17 protein-coding genes are annotated in these 22,118 nt (G+C 73.3%); 9 read left to right on the top strand and 8 right to left on the bottom strand.

Annotation, left to right across the window (positions count from 1 at the left end; all coding sequences use genetic code 11):
• Window positions 1–170: 170 nt before the first annotated feature.
• The 4 genes from IF19_RS0110620 to IF19_RS0110605 all read right to left on the bottom strand — a co-directional run bounded on the left by IF19_RS0110620 (window position 171) and on the right by IF19_RS0110605 (window position 4,672).
• A complete protein-coding gene (locus IF19_RS0110620; RefSeq protein WP_234310379.1) occupies window positions 171–758 on the bottom strand; it encodes a class I SAM-dependent methyltransferase in 588 nt (195 codons plus the stop codon).
• Window positions 759–1,020: 262 nt separating this feature from the next.
• Window positions 1,021–2,328, bottom strand: a complete 1,308-nt coding sequence (locus tag IF19_RS0110615; RefSeq protein WP_030276447.1) for a M20/M25/M40 family metallo-hydrolase — start codon at window positions 2,326–2,328, stop codon at window positions 1,021–1,023.
• On the bottom strand, window positions 2,325–3,719 hold the full coding sequence (locus IF19_RS0110610) for a cytosine permease (protein ID WP_030121926.1): 1,395 nt from the start codon (window positions 3,717–3,719) through the stop codon (window positions 2,325–2,327). Before IF19_RS0110610 ends, IF19_RS0110615 begins: the two co-directional genes overlap by 4 nt.
• Window positions 3,719–4,672, bottom strand: a complete 954-nt coding sequence (locus IF19_RS0110605; RefSeq protein ID WP_030117888.1) for a DUF1177 domain-containing protein — start codon at window positions 4,670–4,672, stop codon at window positions 3,719–3,721. Before IF19_RS0110605 ends, IF19_RS0110610 begins: the two co-directional genes overlap by 1 nt.
• Window positions 4,673–4,820: 148 nt before the next feature.
• Between IF19_RS0110605 and IF19_RS0110600 the strand changes: the two genes are divergently transcribed.
• Window positions 4,821–5,648: an IclR family transcriptional regulator gene (locus IF19_RS0110600; protein WP_030121927.1), complete on the top strand. Its 828-nt coding sequence runs from the start codon at window positions 4,821–4,823 to the stop codon at window positions 5,646–5,648.
• Between the two features lie 35 nt (window positions 5,649–5,683).
• On the top strand, window positions 5,684–6,412 hold the full coding sequence (gene pepE / locus IF19_RS0110595; RefSeq protein ID WP_030117891.1) for a dipeptidase PepE: 729 nt from the start codon (window positions 5,684–5,686) through the stop codon (window positions 6,410–6,412).
• Here the strand turns inward: pepE and IF19_RS0110590 are convergent.
• Window positions 6,375–7,934, bottom strand: a complete 1,560-nt coding sequence (locus IF19_RS0110590; RefSeq protein ID WP_078580671.1) for an MFS transporter — start codon at window positions 7,932–7,934, stop codon at window positions 6,375–6,377. The genes pepE and IF19_RS0110590 overlap by 38 nt on opposite strands.
• Window positions 7,935–8,111: 177 nt before the next feature.
• On the opposite strand from IF19_RS0110590, the gene IF19_RS0110585 reads away from it, so the two are divergent.
• Window positions 8,112–10,376: an acyl-CoA dehydrogenase family protein gene (locus IF19_RS0110585; protein WP_030276445.1), complete on the top strand. Its 2,265-nt coding sequence runs from the start codon at window positions 8,112–8,114 to the stop codon at window positions 10,374–10,376.
• Window positions 10,377–10,400: 24 nt separating this feature from the next.
• Window positions 10,401–11,594 carry a lipid-transfer protein gene (locus IF19_RS0110580; protein ID WP_030117895.1) on the top strand — a complete coding sequence of 398 codons (1,194 nt, stop codon included), beginning with the start codon at window positions 10,401–10,403 and terminating at the stop codon, window positions 11,592–11,594.
• Between the two features lie 36 nt (window positions 11,595–11,630).
• On the opposite strand, the gene IF19_RS0110575 is transcribed toward IF19_RS0110580, so the two are convergent.
• The gene (locus IF19_RS0110575) at window positions 11,631–13,367 is read right to left on the bottom strand and encodes a BCCT family transporter (RefSeq protein ID WP_030117896.1); all 1,737 of its coding nucleotides are present in this window, start codon (window positions 13,365–13,367) and stop codon (window positions 11,631–11,633) included.
• Window positions 13,368–13,684: 317 nt separating this feature from the next.
• Between IF19_RS0110575 and IF19_RS0110570 the strand changes: the two genes are divergently transcribed.
• The 4 genes from IF19_RS0110570 (at window position 13,685) to IF19_RS0110555 (ending at window position 18,591) form a co-directional block, all read left to right on the top strand.
• The gene (locus IF19_RS0110570) at window positions 13,685–15,121 is read left to right on the top strand and encodes an MFS transporter (RefSeq protein WP_030276443.1); all 1,437 of its coding nucleotides are present in this window, start codon (window positions 13,685–13,687) and stop codon (window positions 15,119–15,121) included.
• A gap of 208 nt (window positions 15,122–15,329) precedes the next feature.
• Entirely contained in the window at window positions 15,330–16,184 is an 855-nt protein-coding gene (locus tag IF19_RS0110565) for a MaoC/PaaZ C-terminal domain-containing protein (RefSeq protein WP_030117899.1), read from the top strand.
• Window positions 16,185–16,380: 196 nt separating this feature from the next.
• Entirely contained in the window at window positions 16,381–17,457 is a 1,077-nt protein-coding gene (locus IF19_RS0110560; RefSeq protein WP_030117900.1) for a Zn-dependent alcohol dehydrogenase, read from the top strand.
• Window positions 17,458–17,643: 186 nt separating this feature from the next.
• The gene (locus tag IF19_RS0110555; protein WP_030117901.1) at window positions 17,644–18,591 is read left to right on the top strand and encodes a 3-oxoacyl-ACP reductase; all 948 of its coding nucleotides are present in this window, start codon (window positions 17,644–17,646) and stop codon (window positions 18,589–18,591) included.
• A gap of 187 nt (window positions 18,592–18,778) precedes the next feature.
• Here IF19_RS0110555 and IF19_RS1000000137615 read toward each other — a convergent pair whose 3' ends face one another.
• Window positions 18,779–18,949 (bottom strand): hypothetical protein, encoded by a 171-nt coding sequence (locus IF19_RS1000000137615; protein ID WP_167345052.1) that lies wholly within the window; start codon window positions 18,947–18,949, stop codon window positions 18,779–18,781.
• 130 nt (window positions 18,950–19,079) lie between these two features.
• On the bottom strand, window positions 19,080–20,507 hold the full coding sequence (locus tag IF19_RS0110545) for a hypothetical protein (RefSeq protein WP_030121934.1): 1,428 nt from the start codon (window positions 20,505–20,507) through the stop codon (window positions 19,080–19,082).
• Between the two features lie 214 nt (window positions 20,508–20,721).
• On the opposite strand from IF19_RS0110545, the gene IF19_RS0110540 reads away from it, so the two are divergent.
• Window positions 20,722–21,765 (top strand): ABC transporter substrate-binding protein, encoded by a 1,044-nt coding sequence (locus IF19_RS0110540; protein WP_030117904.1) that lies wholly within the window; start codon window positions 20,722–20,724, stop codon window positions 21,763–21,765.
• The last annotated feature ends 353 nt before the right edge of the window (window positions 21,766–22,118 follow it).

The following is a 22,118-nucleotide window of genomic DNA, read 5'->3' as shown; positions in this document are numbered from 1 at the left end:
CCTCGCGGGCGTACGGGAGCGCCACGCCCCCGCGTCGGAACCGGGCCTCGCGGGCGTACGGGGTTATACCGCGGGTGTACCGGAGCACCCCGCCCCCGCGCCGGAAGCCGGCTCCCGCGGGCGTACGTGCGGTCCGGGTCCCTCAGGTGAGCGGGCGGGTCCGGGGCCGATCAGATTCCGGGTGCCGTGCGGCGCAGCACGCGCAGCGAGTCCGTGGCCGCGACCTCGGTGAACGCTCCGGAGGCGAGCGCCCGCCGGTAGATCCGGTACGGGGCCTGCCCGCCGTCCGCGGGGTCCGGGAAGACGTCGTGGATCACCAGCAGCCCGCCCTCCGCGACGTGCGGGGCCCAGCCCTCGTAGTCCGCGTTCGCGTGCTCGTCGGTGTGCCCGCCGTCGACGAAGACGAGGCCGAGCGGCCCGTGCCATACGGCGGCGATCTGCGGGGAGCGGCCGACGAGCGCCACGATGTGCTCCTCCAGACCGGCCCGGCGCAGCGTGCGGCGGAACGTCGGCAGGGTGTCCATCAGCCCGATCTCGGGGTCCACCACGCTCGGGTCGTGGTACTCCCAGCCCGGCTGCTGCTCCTCGCTGCCCCGGTGGTGGTCCACGGTCAGCGCGCTGACCCCGGCCGCCCGCGCCGCGTCCGCGAGCAGGATGGCGGACCGGCCGCAGTACGTGCCCACCTCCAGCATCGGCAGTCCGAGCGCGCCGGCCTCGGTCGCCGCCGCGTACAGGGCGAGCCCCTCGTGGACCGGCATGAACCCCTTGGCGGCCTCGAACGCGGCGAGGATCTCCGGCGCGGGCCCGGCGGACCGGGAGGAACCGGCGGAACCGGAACCGCCCGGGGACGCGGAAGCGGAAGCGGCGGCGGAGTCGGCGGTCACGGGTTCCTCCAGGTGGGGCGGGGCGCGTGCGGAACGGCGCCCCATCGTGCCGTACGCCCCCGCCGAACGGATCGGCGGGGGCGTACGCGGGGTGTGCCCGGGTGCGGGCGGCCTCCGGCGGAGCCGTGTGCCCGGGTCAGCAGCTCTGCCAGAGGCGGGTCATGACGCGGACCCCGAAGCGCAGGCCCTCCAGCGGGACGCGTTCGTCCACACCGTGGAAGAGGCGGCCGTAGTCCAGGTCGTGCGGGAGCTTCAGGCCCTTGAAGCCGAAGCAGCGGATGCCCAGGTGGGTGAATGCCTTGGCGTCGGTGCCGCCCGGGTTGCAGTACGGGACGGGGTGGCCGTCCGGGTCCTCGGCGCGGACGGCGTCGCACATCGCGTCGACCAGCGGGCCGTCGAACGCCGTCTCCATCGCGATGTCGTGGTTGACCCACTCCCGGCTCACGGAGGGGAGCAGGAGCTTGTCGATCGTGTCGATCAACTCCTGTTCGTGGCCGGGGAGGAAGCGGCCGTCGACGCGTGCGGTGGCCTTCCCCGGGATGACGTTGGTCTGGTAGCCGGCGGTGAACATGGTGGGGTTCGCCGAGTTGCGGAGCACCACCTGCATGAAGTCCGCGACCGGGCCCAGCCTGGCCAGGCTCGCCTCGACGTCGTTCTCGTCGAACGGGACGCCGTAGAGCCGGGCGGCCTCCTCCAGCAGGGCGCGGACCGGTTCGATCAGCCGGATCGGGAAGGTCTCGCGGCCGATCCGGGTGAGGGACTCGGCGAGGTCGGTGACCGCGTTCTCGTCGTTGGGCGACGAGCCGTGGCCCGCCCGGCCGTTGGCGGTGAGCTCCATCCAGGCCATGCCGCGCTGGGCGTTCTCGATCGGGTACAGCCGCCGCGTGTCGTCGAGGGCGAAGGAGAAGCCGCCGCCCTCGCCGATCGCCTCGGTGACCCCGGAGAACAGGTCCGGGCGGTGCTCGACGAGCCAGTGGGCGCCGAACTTCCCGCCCGCCTCCTCGTCGGCGAGGAAGGCGAGCACCACGTCGCGGGCCGGCCTGGTGCCGGTGCGGGCGAAGTGCCGGGCGGTGGCCAGCATGACCGCCACGGTGTCCTTCATGTCGATCGCGCCCCGGCCCCAGAGGTAGCCGTCGCGGATCTCGCCGGAGAACGGCGGGACCTGCCACTCGGAGGCGTCGGCGGGGACGACGTCCAGGTGCCCGTGGACCAGGAGGGCGCCGCGGGCGGGGTCGGCCCCGGCGATCCTGGCGATGACGCTGGCCCGGCCCGGGGCGGACTCGACCAGCTCGGAGGCGAGGCCCACCTCGGCGAGGCGGTCCACCACCCAGTCGGCGGCGGCGCGCTCGTCGCTGGTCGGGTTGGAGGTGTCGAACCGGATCAGTTCGGCGCAGAGGTCCACGACCTCGGTCTGTGCCTGCTCGGAGGCGGGGGTGGGAGTCATGCCGCTCCTGCCGCGGTGGTCTCACGGGCGGCGGGGGAGGGGTCGCCGCCGTCCTCGTCGTTCAGGGTGGAGGTGCCGTACGGCGTGACCCAGCCCAGCCGGCCGAGGACGCAGTAGAGCAGGAAGGCGACGACCAGCGAGTTGAGGGCCGGTATGCCGCCGTCGTAGAACTTGCCGACGCAGAAGGCGACGGCCCAGATGGCCAGGGACATCGGCACCCAGGTCGGCGAGGTCGCCGGGAGGGTCTCTGCCTCGCGGGTGTCGTCCAGCGGCTTGCGCATCCGCTTCACGACCCAGTACTCGGCGACGATGATCCCGCCGATCGGGGGGATCATCACGCCCAGCAGGGAGAGGAACTCCGTGAAGTGGGTCATGATGCCGACCGCGGACAGGAGCGTCCCGGCGACGCCGAGCACGACGGTGACGGCGCCGCGGTGCAGCCGCTTGCGGAAGACCACCTGGAAGAAGTTGACGACGCCGAGCGAGGAGCCGTACAGGTTCCAGTCGTTGATCTTCGCGGTGGACATCAGGACCACCATCACCCCGAAGGCGCCGGAGGTGGAGAGCACGATGTGCGAGACGTCGGCGGACTTCACCAGGTGGCCGAGGAGCACACCGACCATGCCGACGATGTACTCGGAGAGGATCATCGAGGAGGCGCTCTGCACGAAGACGTGCGAGCCCTTCCTGTTGTAGCGGGTCATCTCCGGGGAGACGATCGCGCCGGTCATGTAGCCGCCCGCGATGGCGGTGGCGGCGACGGCCAGCGGGATCGCCTCGCCGGGCGGCGGGGAGCTGATCAGTTCGCTGATCGAGTGGTCGTTGAGCGTCGTGATGATCGACCAGGCGACCATGCCGAAGAAGAGCGGCGTGACGATCTTGGCGAACAGGGCCATGTACCGGAAGCCGAAGATCACCAGGGCGGTGATGGCGACGCCCGCGATCACGCACCACATCCAGGACGGGCCGCCGACCAGCGCGGAGACGCTGTTGCCGAAGATCGTGTTCTGGACGCCGAACCAGCCGACGAGGCTGACCGCGATGACGAAGCTGACCAGGGCCGAACCGTTGCGGCCGAAGCCCGCCCAGCGGGTGAGCAGAGGGGTCGCCAGGCCCTCGCGCATGCCGGCCAGACCGATCGCGAAGATCACGATCTCCAGGATCACCGCGCCGAGTGTGAAGGCGAGGAAGGCGTCGCCGAAGGTCATGCCGACACCGATGGTGGCGCCCAGCGTGAACTGCGAGATCGAGCCGGACTGGGCCAGCCACTGCAGGAGCATCGACCAGAAGCCGAAGCGTTTGTCGCGCGGGACCCGCGAGAGCGCGTAGTCGTCGCTGCCGATGCTCTTCGTTTCGGGGGCCGGGGCGTCGGCCCGCGGGGCGGATGCCATCAGACCTCCTGGGTGGTGCGGCCGAGGGTCTGCAGGTGTGCCAGCGACCCGTAGCGGTGGACGAGGTTGTCGAACTCCACCGGGTCGTGGAAGTCCAGGCTCCCGGCGCCGAAGCCCTTGGCGACCTCCACGGCGTAGCGGGCGGCGGACGCGATGTCGCTCTCGTGACTCGCGCCCGTCTGGCAGCCCGGCACCGCGGCGGCCGAGGTGACCGCGAGACCGACCACCGGAGCGGCGGTCGCGGTGGCCGGCTGCAGGATCGAATTGATGTGGTGTACACCGTTACCGTACGGCGTGATGTCCTGGGTGGTCACCGGGTATGTGACCAACGGCTCACCGGTCACCACGGCCAGCAGTTCGCCGAGCGGCTCGGCGACCCGGAGCACCCAGCCCTCCTTGACGGTGGGCGACAGGGCCAGGCCCTTGTGGTTGATGATCCGGTTGCCCTTGGTGGTGTCGATGGAGAGCACGGCCTCCATGTCGGCGGTCACCTCGTGCCGGTTCATCGTGGCGATGTCCACGGGCGACCCCATGAACGGAACCGGGTCGTGCGGCTCGGTCGGCGCGCTCGGGCAGATGTGGGTGGCGACGACCACGTCACCGGGCAGCACGTCGCCGCGCCGGCGCATGTCGAGCAGCTTGGCCGCCGTGGCGATGGCGGCGGTCGCGCCATCGGCGTCGGAGACCAGGCCGGTCACCTCGGGCCGGGCGCCGATACCGCCGAGCCGTCCCACCACGCCGAGGGTGCGGGCGTCGCCGCCCGACGCCCGGCCGCGCGAGCCCGGGATGCGGACGAGCACGAAGTCCGTCGAGCCCTGGTCGCCCATGACGGTGGTGACCTGCGCGGACGAGCCCTCGGCCCCTGCCGCGGCGTCGAGGTACCCGACGACCGCCTTGCCCGTGACCTGGGGATCGTCCAGCAGCTCGACGATGTCCAGTACGTACTTCAACATGGGGGCTTCTCTCCTGATCCTGACACCCGCCCGGCGCTCGACGGGGAAGAGCGCGGGGCGCGGTGCTGAGGCAACATTCGGGATCGGATAGCGTTGAGCGCAATGGTTTCCCGCTATATGCAATTCCGGTCTGAATGGTGAGATGACGATGACCGCATTCGATCTGGACCGGCGTACGCCCGCCGGGGCCCTGCAGACCGTCGACCGGGCGCTCCTGGTGCTGCTCGCCTTCGAGCGCACCCGGCCCGACTGGGGCGTCACCGAGGTCGCCGAGGAGTTCGGCTGGGACACCTCCGCCGCCCAGCGGCTGCTCGCCACCCTGGCCGGCCGGGGCTTCCTGGTCTCGGACCCGGTCACCCGCCGCTACCGCATCGGCCCCGCCGTGCTGCGGCTGGGCCGCCTCTGGGAGCGCTCGGGCTCACTGGAGCTGCTGGCCGGCCCGGTCCTGGAGGAGCTGCGCCGCACCACCGGCGACACGGTCCTGTTCTGCCTCCCGGACAGCTTCCACATGCGGTGCGTGGCCGCCGAGGAGGGCGAGGCCGGACCGCTGCGCTACTACCCGCTGGTCGGCGAGCTCTACCCGGCGCACGCGGGTGCGACCAGCAAGTCGTACTACGCCCACCTCCCCGACGAACAGCGCCACCGGCTCTTCCGGGGCCGCCCCATGGCGCGCTTCACGGACCGCACGGTCACCGAACCGGACCTGCTGGAAGCGGAGTTCATCAAGATCCGGGCCCAGGGCTACGCCTGGACGGTCGGCGAGTACGACACCGGGATCGCCACCGTCGCCGTACCGGTGTTCCTGGGGCGCGAGCCGTACGGAAGCCTCAGCCTCGGCGGCGGCGAGGACCGCTTCCAGGGAGCGCCCGAGGACCGGATCGACGCCCTGCGCCACGCCGCCCAACTGCTGGAACAGCGCCTCACCCACCCGCCGCAGCGGCCCAAGTCCCGCGCCGGGCGGCCCCGCGCCACCTGACCGACCCGATCCGCCCGACGTACCCGAGGAATCTCGTGAATCTGCTGCTGCTCTCCAACTCCACCCAGTACGGCCGCGGTTACCTGGAACACGCGCTGGACACCGTCACCGCGTTCCTTCCCGCGAACGCCCGGCTCGCCTTCGTCCCGTACGCGCTCGCCGACCACACCACGTACACCGCCCGGGTCCGCGAGGCCCTGGAGCCGTCCGGCATCACCGTGCGCGGCGTCCACGAGAACCCCGACCCGGTCGCCGAACTCGCCGCGTCCGACGCCGTGTTCATCGGCGGCGGCAACTCCTTCCGGCTGCTCGACGCGCTCTACCGCACCGGTCTGCGCGAGGCCGTGCGCGACGCGGTACGGGGCGGGCTGCCCTACATGGGCGCGAGCGCGGGGACCAACATGGCCGCCCCGACCCTGCGCACCTCCAACGACATGCCCATCGTGCAGCCGCCGTCCTTCGAGGCGCTGGGCCTGGTCCCGTTCCAGATCAACCCGCACTACCTGGACCCGGATCCGGCCAGCACCCACAAGGGCGAGACCCGCGAGGAGCGGCTCACCGAGTTCCTGGAGGAGAACGACGTACCGGTGCTCGGGCTGCGCGAGGGCTCCTGGCTCCGCGTCGACGGGGACCGGGCCCACGTCCGGGGCGCCCGCCCCGCCCGGCTGTTCTCCCGCACCGCCGCGCCCCGGGAACTCGCGCCGGACTCCGACGTGTCGCGACTGCTCACGACGGAGCCGCGGTTCGACGCTCCGGCGCGCTGACCGCGCCCTGCGCGTTCCCGCCCCCGTCCCCGTCTCCGCCGCCGTCCGCGCGCCGCGCGTCGCCGTCCGCGCTGCTCGCCAGCAGCACCGGGCGCGCGGACGGCCGCTGGGCGGGCAGGAACGCGGCCAGCACCAGGCCGACCAGCACCGCTCCGGTGGCGATCAGGAACGAGATCCGGAACCCCTCCATGGACGGGACCCGGACCGACCCCATGGCCACCGAGGTGTCGGCCAGGACCATGCCGATGACGGCGCTCGACACCGAGGTGCCGATGGACCGCATCAGCGTGTTGAGGCCGTTGGCCGCGCCGGTCTCCGAGGGGTCGACGGCTCCGATGATCAGGGCGGGCAGCGAGGAGTAGGCGAGCCCGATGCCCGCGCCGAGCACCACCGCGATCAGCACGGTCTGCCAGGCGGCGGAGAGCAGGCCGAGCCCGGCCCCGTAACCGATCGCGATGACCAGCATGCCGAGCATCAGCGTGGCCTTGGGGCCGCGGCGGGCGGAGATCCGGGCGTACAGCGGGGCGACGAACATCATCGTCAGACCCAGCGGGGCCACGCAGAGCCCGGCGACCACCATGGACTGCCCGAGGCCGTAGCCGGTGGAGACGGGCAGCTGGAGCAGTTGCGGCAGCACCAGCGAGACCGCGTAGAAGGCGACCCCGACCATGATCGACGCGAGGTTGGTGAGCAGCACCTCGCGGCGGGCGGTGGTGCGCAGATCGACGAGCGGCGCCGGGGTCCGCAGTTCGAACAGCCCCCACAGCACCAGCGTGACCACGGACGCGGCCAGCAGCCCCAGGGTCGGCGCGGAGGTCCAGCCCCAGTCGCTGCCCTTGGTGACCGGCAGCAGCAGGAGGACCAGGCCGAGCGAGAGGCCGAGGGCGCCGACGACGTCGAAGGAGCCGGGCGCGCGCAGCGGTGGTTCGGGGACGAAGGCGTACGTGAGCGCCATCGCGAGCAGCCCCAGCCCGGCCGCGCCCAGGAACAGGGCGTGCCAGTCCGCGTGTTGGGCGACCAGGGCGGCGGCGGGCAGGGCGAGTCCGCCGCCCACCCCGATCGACGAGCTCATCAGGCCCATCGCCGACCCGAGCTTCTCGCGGGGCAGTTCGTCGCGCATGATGCCGATGCCGAGCGGGATCGCGCCCATGGCGAAGCCCTGGAGCGCGCGTCCGGTGATCATCACGACCAGGTCGTCGGTGGAGGCGCAGATCAGCGAACCGGCCACCATGACCGCGAGCGAGGCGAGCAGCATGCGCCGCTTGCCGTGGAGGTCGCCGAGCCGCCCCATGATCGGGGTCGAGACCGCCCCCGCGAGCAGCGTGGCCGTCATCACCCAGGTGGCGTTGGCGGGGGTCGTGCCCAGCAGGACCGGCAGGTCCTTGATGACCGGCACGAGCAGGGTCTGCATGACGGCGACGGTGATGCCGGCGAAGGCGAGGACGGTCACGACGGAGCCGGAGCGCGGTTTCGACGGGTCGATCGGCTGCCCGGCGGTGTGTATTCGTCGCGTCCGTCGCATGCGTGGGGCCTCCCGGGCAGCCGTCGTCACCCGGGCTCCCCCCAAGTGTGTGCATGGTGAACGCTTCCCTGTGCCGCTCTATTCCGGCTGGAACTCTCCTATGTTCCGACCTTCCGTCGGATTGGAACGTGTTCTACTCTGCGCTCGTTCCAGTGGCTGCGACCGGCGGAGACGCGCATGGGCATCGGTACGGGTATCGGCACCGGCATCGGGATCACCGAGGAGCACCGCGCGCTGGCGGACTCCGTACGGGGGTGGCTGGCCCGGGCCGTGCCGCCCGGCGAGACCCGCGAACTCCTCGACGCACAGGGCCCGTCCGCCCCCGGCTCCCGCCCCGCCCACTGGAAGGGGCTCGCCGCCCAGGGGCTCACCGGCATCCACCTGCCCGAGGCGTACGGCGGCGGGGGCGGGGACCTCCTGGACCTCGCGGTCGTCCTGGAGGAGGCGGCGTACGCCATGCTCCCCGGCCCGTACCTCGCCACCGTGCTCACCTCCGCCGTGCTGCACCGCGCGGCGGAGGCCGGGGCGGAGCACGCGGCCGGACCGCTCCGGGAGTTCGCCGCGGGCGACCGCACCGCCGCCCTCGCCCTCGGCCCCGGCACCCTCACCGCCACCCCCGCCCCGGGCGGACACCGGCTCGACGGCGTCGCACCCCCCGTCCTCGGCGCCGACGCGGCCGACCTGATCCTGCTGCCCGCCGCCGCGCCCGACGGCGAGCGCTGGTTCCTCCTGGACGCCGGGACGGCCGGGCTCGCCGTCCGCCCGCACCGCAGCGCCGACCCGGCCCGGCCCACCGCCGAGGTGCGCGCCGACGCCGTCCACGTACCGGCGCACCGGACCGTCCCCCTGCCCGACCCGGCGCTCCCCGGCGACCTGGCAGCGGTCCTGTTCGCCGCCGACGCCTGCGGAACCGCCGCCCTCAGCCTGCGCACCGCCACCGAACACGCCCTCGTACGGGAGCAGTTCGGGCGGCCCATCGGAGCGTTCCAGGCGGTCAAGCACCTCTGCGCCGACATGCTCGTCCGCCTCGAACAGGCCCGCGCCCTCACCTGGGACGCGGCCCGCGCCGCCGGAGAGGACGCCGGGGCGCGCGGGCTCGTCGCCGCGCTCGCCGCCGCCACCGCACCCGAAGTCGCGTACACCTGCGCCAAGGACGCCATCCAGATCCTCGGCGGCATCGGCTTCACCTGGGAGCACGACGCCCACCTCCAACTGCGCCGGGCCGTCCTCGCCCGCCAGCTCCTCGGCCCCGCCGACCACCACCGGCTGCGCGCCACCCGCCTCGCCGAGGGCGGGGCCCGCCGCGAACTCGCCCTGGAACTCCCCGCCGAGGCCGCCCGCCACCGTGCCGAGGCCCGCCCCCACCTCGCCGCCGCCCGGGGCCTCGGACCGCGCGAGGCCCGCCGCGCCCTCGCCGCCACCGGGTACGCGGCCCCGCACCTCCCCGCCCCGTACGGCCTCGGCGCCGGACCCGTGCAACAGCTGGCGATCCAGCAGGAGTCGCGGGCCCAGGGCGTCCGGCTCAGCGACCTGTCCATCGCCACCTGGGTGGTCCCCTCCCTCCTCGCGTACGGCTCCGACGAGCAGCGCGAGCGCTATCTGCCGGCCACCCTGCGCGGCGACCTCCAGTGGTGCCAGCTCTTCTCCGAACCCGAGGCCGGATCCGACCTCGCCGCCCTGCGCACCCGTGCCGTCCGGACCGACGAGGGGTGGCGGATCACCGGACAGAAGGTCTGGACGAGCGCCGCCCGCACCGCCGACCACGGCATCCTGCTCGCCCGCACCGACCCGGACGCGCCCAAACACCGCGGCCTGACCTACTTCCTGGTCGACATGAAGCGGTCCCGGGGCATCGGCATCCGGCCGCTGAAGGAGATCACCGGGGCGTCCCTCTTCAACGAGGTGTACTTCGACGACGTGCTCCTGCCCCCGGACGCCGTCGTCGGGGAGGTCGGCGACGGCTGGCGGGTCGCCCGCCACACCCTCGGCAACGAACGCGTCCACATGGCCGACCAGATGACCTTCGACACCGGGCTCGAAGCGCTCATCGCCCGCTCCGCCGAGAGTGACGGGCCGACCGGCGACGGGACGGTCGGCGCCGGGGCGGTCGACGATGTGAGCCGCGCCAGGATCGGCCTGCTCGCCGCCGAGGCCCACGCGCTCGCCTGCATCGGGCTGCGCACCACGCTCCAGCAGGTCTCCGGCCGCGCGCCGGGGGCCGGAGCCTCCGTCCGCAAGCTCGTCCAGACCGTCCACCAGCAGAAGGTCGCCGAACTCGCCCTCGAAATCCTCGGCCCCGACGGGGCGGTGGACGAACCGGGAGCGGGGGAGCGGGCCCTTCACGGCTTCCTGATGTCGCGCTGCCTGACCATCGCCGGCGGCACCACGCAGATCCAGCTCAACGTCGTCGCCGAGCGCATCCTCGGCCTGCCCCGCGACTGACCACCCCACAGGAGGAGTCGGACCATGAAGGCGTACATCGTCGGCGTCGGCATGACGAAGTTCGAGAAGCCCGAGACCCGCGACTGGAGCTACCCGGACATGGTCCGCGAGGCGGCCACCGCCGCCCTGGAGGACGCCCGCGTCCGCTACGACCAGGTCGAGCACGTCCCCGCCGGATACTGCTTCCAGCCCTCCACCGCCGGACAACGGGCCGTCTACGAGATGGGGTTGACCGGCATACCCGTCTACAACGTCAACAACAACTGCGCCACCGGCTCCACCGCCCTGATGCTGGCCCGGCAGTTCGTCGAGGGCGGCGGCAGCGACTGCGTCCTCACGGTCGGCTTCGAGAAGATGACCCGGGGCGCGCTGGGCGGCGGCACGGGCGGCGGCGGGGACCTCGCCGGCTCGCCCGTCGCCCGGCACTACGGGATCATGGCCGCCGCCCACGGCTTCGAGGCGTCCCCGCCCACCGCCCAGATCTTCGGCAACGCGGCCCGCGAGCACATGGAGCGGTACGGGACGACGCCCGCGCAGCTCGCGGCCGTCGGGGCCAAGAACCACCGGCACTCGGTGAACAACCCGTACGCGCAGTTCCAGGACCCGTACACGGTCGAGGAGGTCCTGGCCTCCCGTACCGTCCACCGCCCCCTCACCAAGCTCCAGTGCTCGCCCACCTCGGACGGGGCCGCGGCGGCCGTCGTCGTCTCCGAACGGTTCGCCGACCTCCACGGTCTCGGGGACCGGGCCGTGGAGATCGTCGCCCAGACCATGACCACCGACACCGAGGAGTCCTTCGCCTCCGGCAGCTGCGTCGACGCGGTCGGCTTCCCGATGTCCCGGGCGGCCGCCCGGCAGGTGTACGCCGCCTCGGGACTCGGTCCGGACGATCTCGACGTCATCGAGCTGCACGACTGCTTCTCCGTCAACGAACTCCTCACCTACGAGGCGCTGGGCCTGTGCGCGGTGGGGGAGTCCGGCAAGCTCGTGGAGTCCGGGGCGACGACGTACGGCGGGCGCTGGGTGGTGAACCCGTCCGGCGGGCTGATCTCCAAGGGGCACCCGCTGGGCGCGACCGGCCTCGCCCAGGCCGCCGAGCTGACCTGGCAACTGCGCGGCGAGGCGGGCGCCCGCCAGGTCCCCGGGGCGCGGACCGCCCTCGCCCACAACATCGGCCTCGGCGGGGCGGCGGTGGTCACCCTGCTGCGGCGCGCCTGAGCTGACGCGTACGGCTCAAGTCCGAGCCGCGCCGCGTCAGCTCTCGGCGTCCCGGTCGTCCTCGCCGCTCGTCGCACGGGCGGCGGCCGCGCGGCGCAGATGGCGGTGGCGGGAGGCCGGCTGGTTGCCCAGCTCCTCGCCGACCATGACGCGTACGGCGTCCCGCATCCCGTGCAGGCCCTCGCTGCGCTTGGGGCCGCCGCCGGGGTCGGTGCGCAGCTCCCGCAGCAGGGACCAGCAGAGGAAGAGCATCACCACGACGAAGGGCAGGGCGACCAGGATCGTCGCGCTCTGGAGGGACTCCAGTCCGCCGGCCACCAGCAGAGCGGCGGCGACCGCCGCCATGAGGAGCCCCCAGGTGACGACGAGCCAGCGGCGCGGGTGCAGGGCGCCCCGGCTGGTCAGCGAGCCCATGACGAGGGAGGCGGAGTCCGCGCTGGTCACGAAGTACATCATGATCAGGATCATCGCGACCCAGGCCGTCACCGTGCCCACCGGGAGGGCGTCCAGCATCGCGAACAGCGTCGCCTCCGTCCCCTCCTTCGCCTTCTCGGCCATGTCGACGACGCCCGTCTCGGCGAGCCGGATGCCGGTGCCGCCGAGCACCACGAACCACAGGGCGGTCGCCCCGCTCGGGATGAGCAGCACGGCGAGGAGGAACTCGCGGATCGTGCGGCCCTTGGAGATGCGCGCGATGAACGTGCCGACGAAGGGGGCCCAGGACAGCCACCAGGCCCAGTAGAAGATCGTCCAGGAGCCCAGCCAGTCCTGGTCGCCGAACGCGCCGGTGCGCGAGGCCATCGGCAGGAGCTCGTCCAGGTAGCCGCCGACCGAGGACGGCAGCACGTCCAGGAGGTAGACGGTCGGCCCGGCGAAGAAGACGAAGACCATGAGGGCCGCCGCGATGACGAGGTTGATCGAGCTGAGCCACTTCACCCCGCCGTGCAGACCGGTGAAGGCGGAGAGCACGAACGCCGCGCTGAGCACGGCGATGATGACCAGCTCGACGCCGGTGCTCTGACCGACGCCCGCCGTCAGGTCCAGCCCGATGGCGATCTGGAGCGCGCCCAGCCCCAGGCTCGTCGCGGTGCCGAAGACCGTGGCGAAGACGGCGAGCAGATCCAGGACCTTCCCGAAGAGGCCGTTCGCCCGGCGCTCGCCGATGAGGGGGACGAACACGGCGCTCAGCCGGTTGCCCCGGCCCTTGCGGAAGCTCGCGTACCCCAGGGCCAGCCCCACGATCCCGTAGATCGCCCACGGGGTGAGGGTCCAGTGGAAGAAGGAGTACTCCATGGCGGCGCTCGCCGCCCCGGCCGTCTGCGGGTCCGCCCCGCTGGAGGGCGGCGGAGTCAGATAGTGCGCGACCGGCTCCCCGACGCCGTAGAAGATCAGCCCGATGCCCATGCCGGCGCTGAACATCATCGCGATCCACGAGAAGTCGGAGAACTCCGGCGGCGAGTCGTCCCTGCTGAGCCGGATCCGGCCGAAGCGGCTGAAGGCGATCATCAGGCACAGCACCAGGAACACATCGGCGGCGATGACGAAGAGCCACGCGAAGTTGTCGAGCACCCAGGGGAGGGCCGCGTTCGAGGTGCTTTCGAAGGAGTGCTTGCCCAGGGCCGCCCACAGCACGACGCCGATGACGCCCAGCGCCCCGATCGTCACCACCACCCGGTCCGGCGAGGAATCCGACCCGGGCTCCGCGGCGGATTCGGGATCCGCGGGGCCGGAGGGGGGCTGGCCTGGGGGCACGTGGGCGCTCTCCGTACTCATAGCGAACCACTATGGCCGCGTATACGGGGATATGGGGGATCTGCCACGCCGGGGGCGGGGGCGGGGGCCGGGGAGCGAGGGCCATGGGCCGAGGGCTGCGGCCGGAGCGGGGAGCCGTGTGGCGAGGGCTGTGGGCCGCCGGGTGCCCGGGCGGCCGGGCGGCCGGGCCGGGGGGCTCGGCCGGTGAGCTGCGCCCGGGACTCGGGCGACGTGCGTCCGGGCTCGGCCGGTGAACCGGTCCGGGCCCCGGGCGGCTCGGCGCGGCCCCGGGCCCCTACCCGATGTACGGGTCGTACGCCGCCTGGGAGCATGACCCCATGCCCGATGTCTCCACGCCCGTCTCCGCCCCGCCCACCCCCTCCCGAATACGCCCCGGCACCTGGGCCGTGGTGCTCGCCGCGTGCACCGGCCAGTTCCTCGTCGTCCTCGACGTCTCCGTCGTCAATGTGGCCCTGCCCTCCATGCGCGCCGACCTGGGGCTCAGCGCGGCGGGCCTCCAATGGGTCGTCAACGCCTATTCGATCGCGTTCGCCGGGTTCATGCTCCTGGGCGGCCGGGCCGCCGACATCTACGGGCGCAAGCTGATGTTCCTCGTCGGACTCGGCGTCTTCACCGCGGCCTCCCTCGCGGGCGGCCTCGCCCAGGAGGGCTGGCAACTCCTCGCCGCCCGCGCCGCGCAGGGCCTCGGGGCCGCCGTCCTCGCCCCCGCCACCCTCACCATCCTCACCGCTGCGGTGCCCGAGGGCCCGGCGCGGACCAAGGCGATCGGCACCTGGATGGCGGTCGGAGCGGGCGGCGGCGCGGCCGGCGGACTCATCGGCGGGGCCCTCACCGACGCCCTCTCCTGGCGCTGGGTCCTGCTCATCAACGTGCCCGTCGGCGCCGTCGTCCTGCTCGCCGCCGCCCTGTGGATCACCGAGGGGCGCGCGGGCGACCGCCGCCGCATCGACCTGCTGGGCGCGGTCCTCGCCACCGCGGGCCTCGCCGCCGTCGCGTACGGCATCGTCCAGACCGAGGCCGAGGGGTGGGCGGCCGCGGTCACCCTGGTGCCGCTGCTCGCCGGACTCGGGCTGCTGGCCCTCTTCGTCCTGGTCGAGGCGCGGACGGCCGTCCCGCTGGTGCCGCTCCGCGTCTTCTCCGTACGGGCCGTCTCCTCCGCCAACGCCGCCATGCTGCTCATGGGTTCGGCGACCTTCGCCATGTGGTACTTCATGACGGTGTACGCCCAGAACGTCCTCGGCTACACGCCCCTGGAGGCCGGTCTCGCGCTGATGCCGACCTCGGCCGCCGTCATCATCGGCTCGAAACTGGCCCCCCGCCTCATGGTGCGGACCGGGGCGAAGAGCCTCGCCGTCGCCGGCACCCTGATCGCTGCGGCGGGCTTCGGCTGGCAGTCCACGCTGGGTGTGGAGGGCTCCTACCTCACCGCGATCTGCCTGCCCGGCGTCCTCATGATGGCCGGGGCCGGCCTCGCCTCCACCCCGCTCGCCACCCTCGCCACCTCCGGCGCGGACCCGGGCGACGCCGGGCTCGTCTCGGGCCTGGTCAACACCTCCCGCACGATGGGCGGCGCGCTGGGCCTCGCGGTGCTCTCGACCGTCGCCGCCGCGCGCACCGCGGGCTCCGGCGACCCGGCCGAGGTCACCGCCGGGTACGCCATGGCCTTCCGCACGGCGAGCGGGGTGCTGCTGTTCGGGACGGTCGTGATGCTGCTCTGGCTGCCGAACCACCGAAGGGCGCGCCGCACCGCGTAGGAGGGATGGCGGCTTCTCGGCGATGAACTGACGGCGCGTCAGTGGTCTTCCCAACTTCCGGGGCCTGCGTTATACATGGGCCACCGGCTAGAACGCGTTCTAGAACGAGCGCGGTCTGCCGGTCACCGCGCGACCTCGGCGCGGCCGACGGTGCGGACGGCCGTGCCGAGGTCTTCCACGGTCAAGGACATCAAGGAGCTGCTTCGCCATGCCCATCGATGTGCCGGCGGCCCTCGCCGCCGAACCCCGCCGGGCCGAGATCGCCTGGGGCCACAAGGACGTCCAGCTCTACCACCTCGGTATCGGCGCGGGCACCCCCGCCACGGACCCCGGCGAACTGCGCTACACCCTGGAGTCCCGGCTCCAGGTGCTGCCGAGCTTCGCCACCGTCGCCGGGGCGGGCACGGCGGCGTTCGGCGGCATGGGGGCGCAGGGCATCGACGTGGACCTCGCCGCCGTCCTGCACGGCGGACAGGCCGTGCGCGTCCACCGCCCCCTCCCGGCGACCGGCCGCGCCGAGCAGACCTCGCGGGTCGCGGCGGTGTACGACAAGGGCAAGGCGGCCGTCATCGTGCTGCGGACCGAGGCGCGCGACGACGACGGACCGCTGTGGACGAACGACGCCCAGATCTTCGTACGCGGCGAGGGCGGCTTCGGCGGCGACCGCGGCCCCTCCGACCGGCTCGCCGCGCCGGAGCGGGCCCCCGACCGCACCGTGGAGCGCCCGATCCGCGAGGACCAGGCGCTGCTCTACCGCCTCTCCGGGGACTGGAACCCGCTCCACGCCGACCCGGCCTTCGCCGGGCGCGCCGGGTTCGACCGGCCGATCCTGCACGGGCTCTGCACGTACGGCATGACCCTGAAGGCCGTCACCGACACCCTGCTGGACGGCGACGCCTCCCGGGTCACCGCCTACCGCACCCGGTTCGCCGGGGTGGTCTTCCCCGGCGAGACCCTCCGCATCCGGATGTGGGCCGACGACGGCCGTGTCCACGTCACGGTCACCGCCGCCGAACGCGACGACGCGCCGGTCCTCGCGGACACGCTCGTCGAGCACTCCTGAACACGCCACGACCCAGGCACGGCCTCAGGCCACGCCCCCGGGCGCGACCTTCGGCACCGCCTCCGGGCACGGCATCCAGCACCGCCTCCGGGCACGACCTCCAGCGCAACCTCAAGGCACGACAGAAGCACACCGGAGCGCGCCCGCGCACTCCGGAGAATCCGGCGCAGCCGACGATGTGAGGGGAGCCGCAGCCATGCGCGCAGCCGTACTGCACGAGACAGGCCAGGAGAAGCTCGAAGTCCTCGACGACGTGGAGGCGGTGGGCTTCGGCCCCGGCAAGGTGAGGCTGCGCATCCGCGCCACCGGCCTCTGCCACTCCGACCTCTCGGCGATGAGCGGCGTCCTCCCGCAGCCCGCGCCCTTCGTCCCCGGACACGAGGGCGCGGGCGAGGTCCTCGACGTCGGCGACGGGGTGACCGGGCTGAGCGCCGGCGACCGCGTCCTCGTCTGCTGGCTCCCCGCCTGCGGCGTCTGTCCGTCGTGCCGGCGCGGCCAGACCCACCTCTGTCTGGCGGGCTTCATGAACGCGGGCACCCCCAACTTCAAGCGCCCCGGCGGCGATGTCTTCGGTTTCGCCGGCACCGGCACCTTCGCCGAGGAGGTCGTCGTCGACGCCGCCTGCGCCGTGCCGGTCCCCGACGACGTACCGTTCGAGATCGCCGCCCTGATCGGCTGCGGGGTCACCACCGGCCTCGGCGCGGCCATCAACACGGCCCAGGTGGAGGCCGGTTCGTCGGTCGCGGTCATCGGGTGCGGCGGTGTCGGCATCTCCGCGATCCAGGGCGCCCGGGCCCGGGGCGCCGCCCAGATCGTGGCCGTCGATCCCGTGGCCTCCCGCCGTGAGGCCGCCCTCCGCTTCGGCGCCACCGAGGCGGTCGCCCCCGGCGAACTGGACGACGCCAAGCAGCGGATCACCGGCGGCGAGGGCTTCGACTACGTCTTCGAGGTCGTCGGCAGGTCCGCCACCGCCCGTACCGCGTACGACACCACCCGGCGCGGCGGCACCCTCTGCGTCGTCGGGGCCGGGGCCATGGACGACCACCTGCAACTCAACATGTTCGAGCTGTTCTTCGACGAGAAGCGCATCCTGCCGTCCATGTTCGGCGGCGGAGACGTCCTGCGCTCCTACGAACGGGCCGTCGCGCTCTGGCGGGCCGGCCGCATCGACCTGGAGTCGATGATCACCCACCGGGTCCGGCTCGACGGCGTCAACGACGCGCTGGACCAGATGCGTACGGGTGAGTCGCTGCGGACCTGCATCGAGCTCTGAACGACCCTCGCCCGCAGGGGAGTCGCACAGATCGTCGTAGCCGAGTAGCCGAGTAGCCGAGCAGCCGACGAGCCGAGCAACCGGGCAGCGGAGAAGCCCGGTAGTCCGGAAGCTCAGTAGGTCATAAGCCCGGAAGCCGAGAAGCCGACACGTCAGTCAGGAACGCCGAGGAAGCCGAGGACCGTGATGTCACTTCCCCTCCCGCTGGACGGCCTGTCCGCGATCGTCACCGGCGCGGGCCGCGGCCTCGGCCGCGCCGAAGCGCTCGAACTGGCCCGCCTGGGCGCGGCCGTCGTCGTCAACGACTACGGTCAGCCCGGCCGGGACGGCTCCGGCGAGGCGTCCGCCGCCCCCGCCGAGGAGGTCGCCGCCGAGATCCGCGCGTCCGGAGGCCGGGCCGTCGCCCACCTCGGTGACGTATCCGACCACGAACAGGCCCGTGAGCTGGTCGCGTTGGCGATCGAGGCGCACGGCACGCTCGACATCCTGGTCAACAACGCGGGCATCCTGCGCGACCGGATGGTCTTCTCGATGACGGAGGAGGAATGGGACGCGGTCGTCCGCGTCCACCTCAAGGGCCACTTCAACACCACCCACTTCGCCGCCGCCCACTGGCGCGCCCGTTCCAAGGAGACCGGCGGCCCGGTCCACGGGCGGATCGTCAACACCTCCTCCGAGGCGTTCCTCGCGGGCTCGGCCGGACAGCCCAACTACGCGGCGGCCAAGGGCGGAATCGTCGGCCTCACCACCTCCACCGCGCTCGCCCTCGCCCGGTACGGCGTGACCGCCAACGCCATCTGCCCGCGCGCCCGTACCCGGATGACCGAGGACGTCTTCGCCGGCTTCCAGGAACCGGCCGACGGCACGCTCGACCCGCTGGCGCCCGAGCACGTCGCCCCGCTCGTCGGCTACCTCGCGTCACCGGCGGCGGCGGGGGTCAACGGCCAACTGCTCGTCGTCCACGGCGGCATGGTCGCCGTGGTGGAACGGCCGCGCGTGGCCGCGCAGTTCGACGCGGCGAAGGAGACCTTCACCTTCGCGGAACTGGACGAGCTGCTCACCCCGTACTACGCGGGGAAGCCGCCGAACGAGACCTTCGCCGCCGCCGAAGTCCTCGGCCTGAAGCGGCGGTAGCGGCCGAGCACGCGCGGGAGGGGCGTGCGGGACGAGCTACGCGGACAGGGCGCGGACCGGCTTGGAAACCGCAGGGCGGAGCGGGAGACAGAGGATGGGGGAGTGGGCGCACGGAAAAGGCCCGGACCGGCTGTCGCCGTCGGTCCGGGCCCCGTTGAGCCGTGTGGTGCTGCGTCTGCCGGGCGGCTCAGGCCGCCCGGACCTCGTCCTCGGCGGGCCGGCGGTGGCGGCCGTGCGGCTCCACCGGCGCGGTCTCCGCCGACGCACCCCCTCGGTGCTTTCCGGAACCACCGCTCGCGGCCCCCTGGCCGGCCCCCGTCGGGTGCTGCTGGGTCATGTCGCTTCGGGCTTCGGACATCTGGGAAGTCACCCCGTCGTGATCGCTTACTTGTCTCGCACGTACATCGGTCGCAAGCCCCGCCACCGCCATCCGGTACCGGTCACCGTCGGTGCCCGACCGGTACGGTCGCGTGGCCCAGGCCCCGAATTCAATCAGGTCGGACGGCTCCGTGCAGAGGCGCCTGCCCCAACGGAACGGGCTTACACACGACAGGAGCGGCGAGGGCGGCGGACGGTTCCGTTCCGTCGTCCCCGTCCTCCGTACGACCGGTCACGCAGGAGGGTTCCACGTCCTCGGGAGCCTCCAGCATCGCCACGCCGCAGGACGTCGCCGCGTTCGCGTACGGAAGGCGCAGCACCCCCTCCCGGCTCCAGCAGCCGGCCCCCGACAGCCAGCCCAGCGGGGCCGCGAACTGGTGCAGCCGCCGGCCCGTCGGACGCCACACCCCCACCCAGCTGCCCCGCGCCCCGTCGATGCGCAGCGCCACCGCACAGCTCTCCGGCATCAGCATCTGGCCGGGCTGCACCGCGAACGGCGTCGCCACCGCCTCCGGAAGGCGCAGGCACTCCGGGAACCTGACCGGCAGGCAGCTCCCCAGCACCCCCCAGCCGAGCCGGTCGTGGCCCGGGGCGTCGGAGCGGATCAGCAGCAGCCCGCTGTCGGCGTCCGCGAGCAGCAGCCGGTCGTCGCTCTCCGGCGCGATCTGGAGCAGCGGCGTCACCTCGCCCCACCGCCCCAGGTCCACCGCGACCGCCTTCACCGGGCCGCCGCCCGGCTCCCGCCGGTCCAGCGCCAGCATCCGGCCCTCCCGGTCCAGCCACGTGCCGCCGGAGCAGTGCCCGGCCACCCGTGCGACCTCCTCGGGCCCGCGGGGGCCGCCCGCCACCAGCCAGAGCGACGACCCGCGCTCCCCGGCCGCCAGCGCGTACACGCACCGGCCGTCCGGCGACGGCGGCAGCAGGGTCATCTCCGGGTGCTCGACCGTGCCCAGCAGGAGTTCGCCGGTGCCCGGGCCGGTCGGGTAGAGCAGCGAGAACATCTGCCGGTCCGCCACCCGCCGCCGGATCAGCACCCGCCCGTCGGCGAGCGGGGCCACCTCGGAGTCCGGCTCCTCGGGCTGGTCGAGGGGGAGGGGCACCGCGTACGGCTCGGGCCCGTCCAGCGTCCACCGCTCCGGGTACCAGGACCGCTCGCCCGGCGGGCCGGGGGCAGCGGTGAGCCGGGCGGCGTAGGCCCCGTCCGCGGTGAGCGTGATGCCGGCGGGGGGCGGTGGGGCGGCGATGCGGCTCCGGGGTGCGGGGTCCTCCTCCGGGGCGGTCGCCGGGACCGGTCCGGGCCCCGTGCGGACCGGGGCCGAGAGGCCCGGCCCGGGTCCCGGGCGGGGTTCCGGGCCGGTCCGGGGCTCCGGGCGGTCCGTCGCGACGGACTCCGCTCCGGGCCGGGGGCCGGGCTCGGCGAGGGGCCGGGTCTCCGGCCCTGGTCCGGGCTCCGGATCGGGTTCCGTTCCGCGCTCCGGCTCGGGTTCCGCCGTCGCGGCGGCCCCCGCGGATCCGCCCTCGATGGCACAGGCAGTCATGGACTGGTCACCTCCGGCTACGAAAGGTAGTTTTCGCACGTCCAGCCGGACAACGTGAGAAACCTGTCTTCACACATAAGGGTGGCTATGTCGTGAATCCCCTGTACTGGCGGGGGTGAGTGTGCTGATACGGAGTGGCGTGACTATGGTGAGGCTGCCCTAACCCTCGCCGTGTCCTCCTTCACGCGCGAACACGATCCACCTGGAGCAAGTGATGTCCCTCCGATCCCGCGGCACCGCCGCCGTCGCCCTGGCCGTGGCGGCGGCCCTCTCCCTGTCGGCCTGCGGGAGCGGTGGCGGCGCGGACGGCGACGCGGCGAAGTCCGAGGCGGGCGGCGGGAAGAAGGCCGCCGTCGCCACGGGCGGCAAGGACTTCGCGGACGCGGCGAAGAAGACGGCGGAGTACGGCACGGACGCGAAGGCCGGGGAGTTCCCCCGTACGGTCACCCACGCCATGGGGAAGACCGAGATCAAGGCCGCGCCCAAGCGGGTCGTGGTGCTCGACGTCGGCGAGTTCGACAACGTCGTCTCGCTCGGCATCGAGCCGGTCGGCTACGCGCCGAGCGAGGGCGACGCGGCGATCCCCTCCTACCTGGAGAAGGACGCGGGCGAGCCCAAGAGCGTCGGCACGATCAACAGCCTCAACCTGGAGGCCATCGCGGGCCTCCAGCCGGACCTGATCCTCGGCAGTCAGCTCCGGGCGGCGGACAAGTACGACGAGCTGTCCAAGATCGCCCCCACCGTGTTCTCCATCCGCCCCGGCTTCACCTGGAAGGAGAACTACCTCCTCAACGCCCAGGCCCTGGACCGCACGGAGCAGGCGGAGTCCGCGCTCGCCGCGTACCGCGCCGAGGCCCGGAAGCTCGCCGAGGACATCGGCCCCGACAAGCCGACCGTCTCGATGGTCCGCTACATGCCCGACCGCCTCCGGCTCTACGCCAAGGCGTCGTTCATCGGCACGATCCTGGAGGACGTCGGCCTGCCCCGGCCGAAGAACCAGCAGATCGACGACCTCGCCGCCGAGATCAGCCCCGAGCGGATCGACGAGGCGGACGCCGACTGGATCTTCACCGGCGTCTACGGCGACCCGAAGGCCACCCAGCGCGACACCGCCCGCTCCAACCCGCTGTGGAAGAACCTGAAGGCCGTGCAGGAGGGCCGGGCCAAGGACGTCTCCGACGAGACCTGGTACCTGGGCCTCGGCGTCACCGCCGCCGGTCTGGTCCTCGACGACCTCCGCGCCGACCTGGCGAAGTGACGTCGGCCGGACAGCCCCGGAGCGGCGACCGCTGCCGCCGTACGGCCCGGTGCGCGCGGCTGTCGCCGTACGGACCGGTGCGCGTGGCGTTCGCCGTGCGGCCTGCCGACGTGGCGTTCGCCGTACGGACCTGGCGCGGTGACCGCCGTGGTACCGCCCGTCCACGCGACGGCGGCCGGACGGACCCGGTGCGGTGACCGCCGTCGTACGGCCTGCCGACGGCGGCGGCCGTGCGGCCCCGGTGCGGTGGCGACCGCCGTCCGGGGCCGGAAGTAACGATTCGTTCCCGGCCGCCGTTACCGGCCCCCGGGTCCGGCGGCCAGGGGCGGCGCACCACCCCGGACAGGTAGCCT

Source organism: Streptomyces californicus (genome assembly GCF_000717645.1).
Classification (GTDB): domain Bacteria; phylum Actinomycetota; class Actinomycetes; order Streptomycetales; family Streptomycetaceae; genus Streptomyces; species Streptomyces californicus.
This window is presented reverse-complemented; position numbering and strand designations above follow the sequence as displayed.